Below are 6,383 nucleotides of genomic sequence, written 5' to 3' on the forward strand. Positions count from 1 at the left end.
ATCAACTCCGGCAAAGCGCATCCTGTCTCTGGGGCCGCTCTCATTGAGAGATCAAGAACTAATCACGCCGCGAGAGCCGGGCTGTCGTAGTCACGACGAATGTCGCAATTGCGTCGGCGAACGTCAGGCGACAGTGACATTGCTTCCCAAAAGCCGTTGTATTTCTGCCCGATATTGAAATTCACGCAATGGTACGACACTTGCTGTTCTGTTCGCCAGCCGTCGCAACGTCTGGAGAAGCACATGCACAACGTCGTCTGCATCAAGCAGGTTCCCGACTCCGCGCAGATCCGCGTGCACCCCGTGACCAACACGATCATGCGTCAGGGCGTGCCCACCATCATTAATCCATACGACCTCTTCGCGCTCGAGGCCGCGTTGGAGCTGCGCGATAAGTTCGGTGGCGAGATCACTGTCCTTACAATGGGGCCGCCATCAGCGGAGGACTCATTACGCAAAGCGCTGACCTTTGGCGCCGATCGCGCCGTACTGCTCACCGACCGCTGCTTTGCGGGCGCCGATACGCTGGCAACGACTTACGCGCTCGCGACCGCGATCCGCAAAATCGGCAAGGAATACGGCCCGCCGGACCTTATCTTCACCGGTAAGCAGACCATCGACGGCGACACCGCGCAGGTTGGGCCCGGCGTCGCGAAGCGGCTCGGTGTGCTGCAGCTTACCTACGTCGCAAAGATCAGGGCGCTGGATCTCGCTGCGCGCTCAATAGAAACAGAACGGCGCTCCGAAGGTGGCGTCCAGGTGCTCCGCACCAGGCTACCGTGTCTCATCACCATGCTCGAGGCAACCAACCAGATTCGCCGCGGTGCCATGGACGATGCATTGCGTGCCGCCCGGGCGCCGATTGTGAAATGGAGCGCCCAGGAAGCTGGTGTCGAGGACATCTCCAAATGCGGTCTCAAGGGCTCGCCAACCGTCGTCAAGCGTGTCTTCGCGCCGTCCGCGCGCGCTGAGAAGGCGATGCTGGTAGAGGCCGCCGAGCAGCCGGCGCAAGCATTGATCGACGCCATCTTCAAGCACCAGCCCAAGCTAGAGGCCGACCTTGCGGCGCTAGCTCGCGATGCCTGATCCGAAGGGGCTTGGCGATGAGCTATCTGATAAGTGCTCCCGCGTTTCTTGCGCAAAGGGCGCGCTGCCAAGAAGGCGCTGCCGGGGCATAAGGCGGACAAGCATGTCTGGGTCGTTTCGAACAGGGGTGCGGGCAGGTGCATCCAATCTCCTGGCACGGGCCGCAAGGTCGCCGAGAAGCGGAAGATTGATCTCGCGTCGGTTGTCGGTCCCGTGGCCGAGGCGACACGCAGCGCCGCGGTCGAATTCTTACTCCTACGCCCGCCGAGCTTGTCCCAGCCGTCAACGTGTTCGCAGATTACCGCGACGAGTCCTACAGCATGGCGCCGACCGATCTCGTCAACAGCCATCAGGCGGAGATCCTGCTGTTGGGAGTCACCATCTTGTGCCGCCGTCGATGTTCGCCGCGCTCACGCGACCGCGTCGAAAGCGAGCGTACGTTTTGAGAACATGCGCCACTGAACAGGGGAGAGGCCAATGATCGAAGAGAGGTTCGATGCCATCGTGGTTGGCGCCGGAATGGCCGGCAACGCGGCGGCGCTGACCATGGCCAAGCGTGGCATGAAGGTCCTGCAGCTGGAGCGCGGCGAATATTCCGGATCAAAGAACGTGCGGGCTGCCATTCTCGATGGGGACATCATGGAACAGCTGGCCCCCGATTTCCGCGAGGGCGCGCCGCTCGAGCGCCGCCTTGTCGAGCAGCGCTTTTGGTTATTGGATAGCCGCTCCCATGTCGGGCTGCGCTACCGCTTCAACGACTGCAATGACAAGCGACCGAACCAGTATATCGTCATCCGCGCCCTATTCGATAAATGGTTCTCCCGGAAGGTGAGGGAGGCCGGTGCCACGGTCTTGTACCAGACTACAGTCACGGAGTTGGTGCAGAATTGTCGCGGCCGCGTCATTGGTGTGCGTACCGACCGCCAGGATGGCATAATCCACGCCGATGTAGTGGTGCTCGCCGAGGGCGCCAATGGCTGGCTCGGGACGCGCGCGGGCTTGCGCGAGCGGTTGACGCCCGACCAGATTGCGCTGCAGCTCAAGGAAATGCACCTCTTGCCGCGCGAGATCATCGAATCTCGATTCAATCTCAAGCGCGACGAAGGGGTCATCATCGAGGCCGCCGGCACCATCTCGCGCGGCATGACGGGCATGGGGTTTATCTATGCGAATAGGGAGTGCATCTCGCTCGGCATCGGCTGCCTCGTCTCCGACCTCCAGCGAACGGGCGAAACGCCTTACGGGCTACTCGAACGCTTCAAACGTCATCCGTCGATTCTGCCGCTAATTAACGGCTCAGAGCTCAAGGAATATTCCGCGCACCTCATTCCGAAACGCGGCTACAACACCATACCCCAGCTCTACGGCAAGGGCTGGGTGGTGGTTGGGGATGCCGCCGAACTCAACAATACCAGCGATTGTGGACGTCTGAACCTTGCGGTTATTTCTGGAAGAATTGCCGCGGAAGCGATCTTCCGTGTGAAGTCGCGCGGTGCTCGCAGCACGTCGAGTACTCTTTTACTGTACAAGAAGATGCTGAATGAAGCGTATGAGGATCTGAAAAACTACAAGTATATGCCCGCGCTGATCCATACCCAGCCGGAGAACTTTCTCCTCAGCTATCCGCAGCTCGTCTCGAAGGCCATCGTGAACTTCGCACGCATCGGCGTCGGGCCCAAGGCGGCGGAGGGCAAGCCGGATTCAAAATCCTTTTGTGATATGTGGTCGTGGACCGGACTCTTCGGCGATGGCTTCCGCTTGCCGCGCGCCTGGCGCTGAATCAGCACTCAAGTTCGAGCGAGACGCCGGAAATGTACTTCGAGCATTCGGTGCACTAAATGACAAGCTGTTCTATATCCCGTTATGCGTCGCAAACAGCTACATCAAGGGCGACCCCACGAGGCCCCATCAGTGCCGTTACGAAGCCTAAATCGGCGAACCATCACTCAACCATGCCGGCGATGGCATCGGTTTGAATCAATCGCACAAATCAATTAATCGATCCGGCCCGTCTCCCAGCAACGGCCCGCCGCGAAAGTGATTGCGTGAGCCTTGCTTGAAAAAGGCATAACCGCGCGCTTTCGGACTCCGCTCAGGCCGTTTCCAACCGGACGCGTCGCGAGAATTGGTACGGGCCTTGCTTGAGGTGAGCAAAAGGCTCTGGGTCCGGACGACGAGGTGGAATGATAGTGCCACGTTGTCAGGTTTCCGACTTCGCGTCTCCAACCGGAGACGCACCGCAGGACAACATGGAGAGTCTCTCGATCTGAGGAGATCTGTATCGGTTGCGCTCCGAGGTCTAGCGCAAGAAAGCTCTCTCTCTCTCTCTCTCTCTCTCTCTCTCTCTGCATGCCCGAACTCGAATGACGCTATCCCAACCTTCTTCTTCTAACCTGGATCAACCTTCAGAGATACCGGTCGGCGAGCACTTGGCGCGCAGAGCCCGGGATCTGCATGGCGCCCATCCGTTTGCTGCGGAAATCTCCAAAGATCAGGCTGCCAGTCTACTACCTGAATACTTCGCGATGTCACAGGCGTTCCCATATCTGCAGGCGGGATCGCAAAAGGATCTCGTATTCGAGGCAATGCACCGCAATCGAGGGCTCCCGAAGGACGTTGAGCTGACCAGTGTGGTCGCAAACTTTATCTGTTGGGATGAAACGGGAGGACACAGTCGGGTTCTCCAGGGCGGCAACGCTGCCCTACCCAGTATTCTGGAGACAGAAAACTTCCACTCAAAGCTCTTTAGAAGAGATGCGTCGCGCCTACTTGGCCGCGCAATACAGCCTAACTACAGCACCAGAACGAGCCGGTACCTTCGTGCGCTATGTCATGGCTTGTCGTCGCGAGATGCCATAGTCCGCTGCGCCCACATGGTCGCCTTCGAGCTACATGCTGCGGAGATGATCCAGGCACTGTGGACTACTTTAGTGAAGACGTTTGATGCTCGAGCTGACGATCTTGAGTATTTCCAGGCCCATGTCGGCGGCGCGGATCCTGCGGAGAAATATCACGGAGAAATGACAACCAGGCTCATTAGCGAACTGGTTCCTGCCGACTGCAATAACCGTTTCTTGGATGAATTCGATCGGGCGTATGGTCTCAGCTTAGAGTGGTGCCGCAATCTAGTCGGAAGTTGTTCGCCTCACGGAAATAGTGGGGCGGAGGTGGAGCACAGCGGCCGCTGTCATTGTGGATCTGTCAAGTTCTACGTACGAGCGCCAGCAGAGATTTCTGCAGTGAAGTGCAATTGCTCGATCTGCCAAATGTCAGGATTTGTGCACATGCTCGTTGCCGATGACAAGCTCAGGATTGAATGCGGCGAAAACGTCCTCACTACATACCAGTTCAATAAGCACATCGCTCGGCATACGTTTTGTCGGGTTTGTGGCGTAAAGCCATTTTATCGACCGCGGTCGAACCCGTCAGGATTCAGCGTAAATGTTCGATGCCTAGATAAAACGACGATCGAAAGCATAGAAGTAGAGGATTTCGACGGCGAGAATTGGGATTTGGCGATCCGTTCGTTGCACGCGGATTAGAGGAGGCGAATTTGAGTGAATCGGAAAGGCGCGCACAATGAGTGATAAACGTGGTCTGCTTTCAGAAGATGCCATCGCGGAATACCGTGCAGAGCTGGCAGATAGAGGTACGGTCCTGATTGCCCCCGATACGCTGTTCACCAAGGACGAGTTGACCAGGATCGATCAGCTTCAGTCCGATGTTCCAGAAGAACAGGTTCGGAAGGGAGATGCCGGCGATTGTCACAACGTTTTTGTGAAACGAGTACGGCTAGATCACGCCGGCCATAATCCCAGCAACGTGAATGGTACCGCTTCAGCGCAGATTATCGAACTACTGGAAAGAAAAGAGCGGGTCTCTGCGCTCAGAAGGATCTTCGGAGCGTCATCGGAGTACGTGATTCGCCGATGCCAAATGCATCGCATGCCGCCTGGGTCCTTTGTTGGTATCCATTTAGATGCTGAGAGCGACCCCGACTTCGAATATTCTGTAATTGTTCAGCTCACGACAGAGTTCGAGGGCGGTGAGTTCGTTGTGTATCCAACCGACCGCAAACTGCAGGTGTTTCGTCCACACTTAGGAACTGTGCTTATCACAACATGTAGGTTCTGGCATGAGGTAAGGAAAGTGCACGCGGGGGAGCGTCGGTCACTCGTCTACTTTTGTTCAAAATACGAGGGTGCGAACCGCCGGATAGTCGAAGACCATGTCGCTCGCGTGCGGTCGGCTAGCTAGATGTCACGGCCTGCAATGGCGTCGGGATGAGGTATATTGATGCGGGCCGGATGCTCTAACTGGATGCGGCCGTATCGGCCACAAATATTCTCGTCGTCGCCCGTGGCCATAGCGGAACGGCTTTGTTCTGGCTCAACCAATTGCCCTGTCGCTCAGGGCTATCGCACATTCGTTGATTGTGCTGGTTCGGTATGCCGGGCAAACTCGTCCTGCCGGAGAAGCCCGGGCATGACGATGAGCAATAATGACAACGCTCGCGCGCATGCTAGCGCTCTGACCCAGTGATCGCGTGCCGTCAAGGTCGCCGGAGCCCGCGTCATCGACCTCGCATTACGAGCGTTTAGGGTTTGGGGGCTAAGCGCAAGGACACGAGCCGAATTGATCGTGCCCAGTTAGAGATCGCGAGCCGCGAGCCCCTGCGGAGATCTCACGTCGAGCACCGCCGTCGCGGACGCGTCCTTCGGTCAGGTCGGCAGGTCTGCCGCGTTTCATGCCATATCGCAGCAGAACTAGTTGTAGTCTGGTATGTCAGCGTACGAAAACGATCTTGCTCGATGCTGTCGCACTCGCGAGCGGACTTCAGACGGCGCCGATAAACGCCGCAGCGCCGGTGTAATTTGATTCAACTAAGAACAGGGCCAATGACCGCAAAGTTGGCTGCCGATCTACTTCGCGCCGGAACTCTGGTGCTCCGCGCGTCGGCAGCCTAGAAACTAAGCCGTTTGCACGGTTGTGGTGTGTTTATGAGAAACGTGACAATCGTGAGCCGAACAAGCTGAGTGTGGAATGGCAGAATCGACATCGCCGCGAGCGGCAAGTCGACCTGGAAGAGAGTGCTTTGCCATCTCCTCAAAGCGCCTTTGGTCTCCAGCAGATGGTTGGGAATAGGTATTCCTCCGGCGAAGCTTACGATTACCCACATTTTTTTGAGGTGCACTGAGCCGAAAAACTTGAGTCGCTAGAATCGCTTGTGATTCTTTGATGGGCACCTGATTCGAGAAGAGGTGCTCTATGGGACTGACTTCACGCGCCCGGGATGA

Annotated in this window: 4 protein-coding genes; all 4 read left to right on the forward strand. The window is 57.4% G+C overall.

Annotated elements, in window-relative coordinates; genetic code table 11:
* The first annotated feature begins 243 nt into the window (after positions 1-243).
* Complete coding sequence (locus tag AC0QUY_RS35510) at positions 244-1,086, forward strand: electron transfer flavoprotein subunit beta/FixA family protein (RefSeq protein WP_475390655.1); 843 nt, start codon at positions 244-246, stop codon at positions 1,084-1,086.
* A 477-nt stretch (positions 1,087-1,563) separates the two neighbouring features.
* Positions 1,564-2,865 carry an FAD-dependent oxidoreductase gene (locus tag AC0QUY_RS35515; RefSeq protein ID WP_161855478.1) on the forward strand — a complete coding sequence of 434 codons (1,302 nt, stop codon included), beginning with the start codon at positions 1,564-1,566 and terminating at the stop codon, positions 2,863-2,865.
* 584 nt (positions 2,866-3,449) lie between these two features.
* Positions 3,450-4,628, forward strand: a complete 1,179-nt coding sequence (locus AC0QUY_RS35520) for a GFA family protein (protein WP_161855477.1) — start codon at positions 3,450-3,452, stop codon at positions 4,626-4,628.
* A 37-nt stretch (positions 4,629-4,665) separates the two neighbouring features.
* On the forward strand, positions 4,666-5,343 hold the full coding sequence (locus AC0QUY_RS35525) for a 2OG-Fe(II) oxygenase (RefSeq protein ID WP_161855476.1): 678 nt from the start codon (positions 4,666-4,668) through the stop codon (positions 5,341-5,343).
* Positions 5,344-6,383: the final 1,040 nt, after the last annotated feature.

The sequence above is a fragment of the Bradyrhizobium sp. WYCCWR15520 genome (assembly GCF_056174665.1).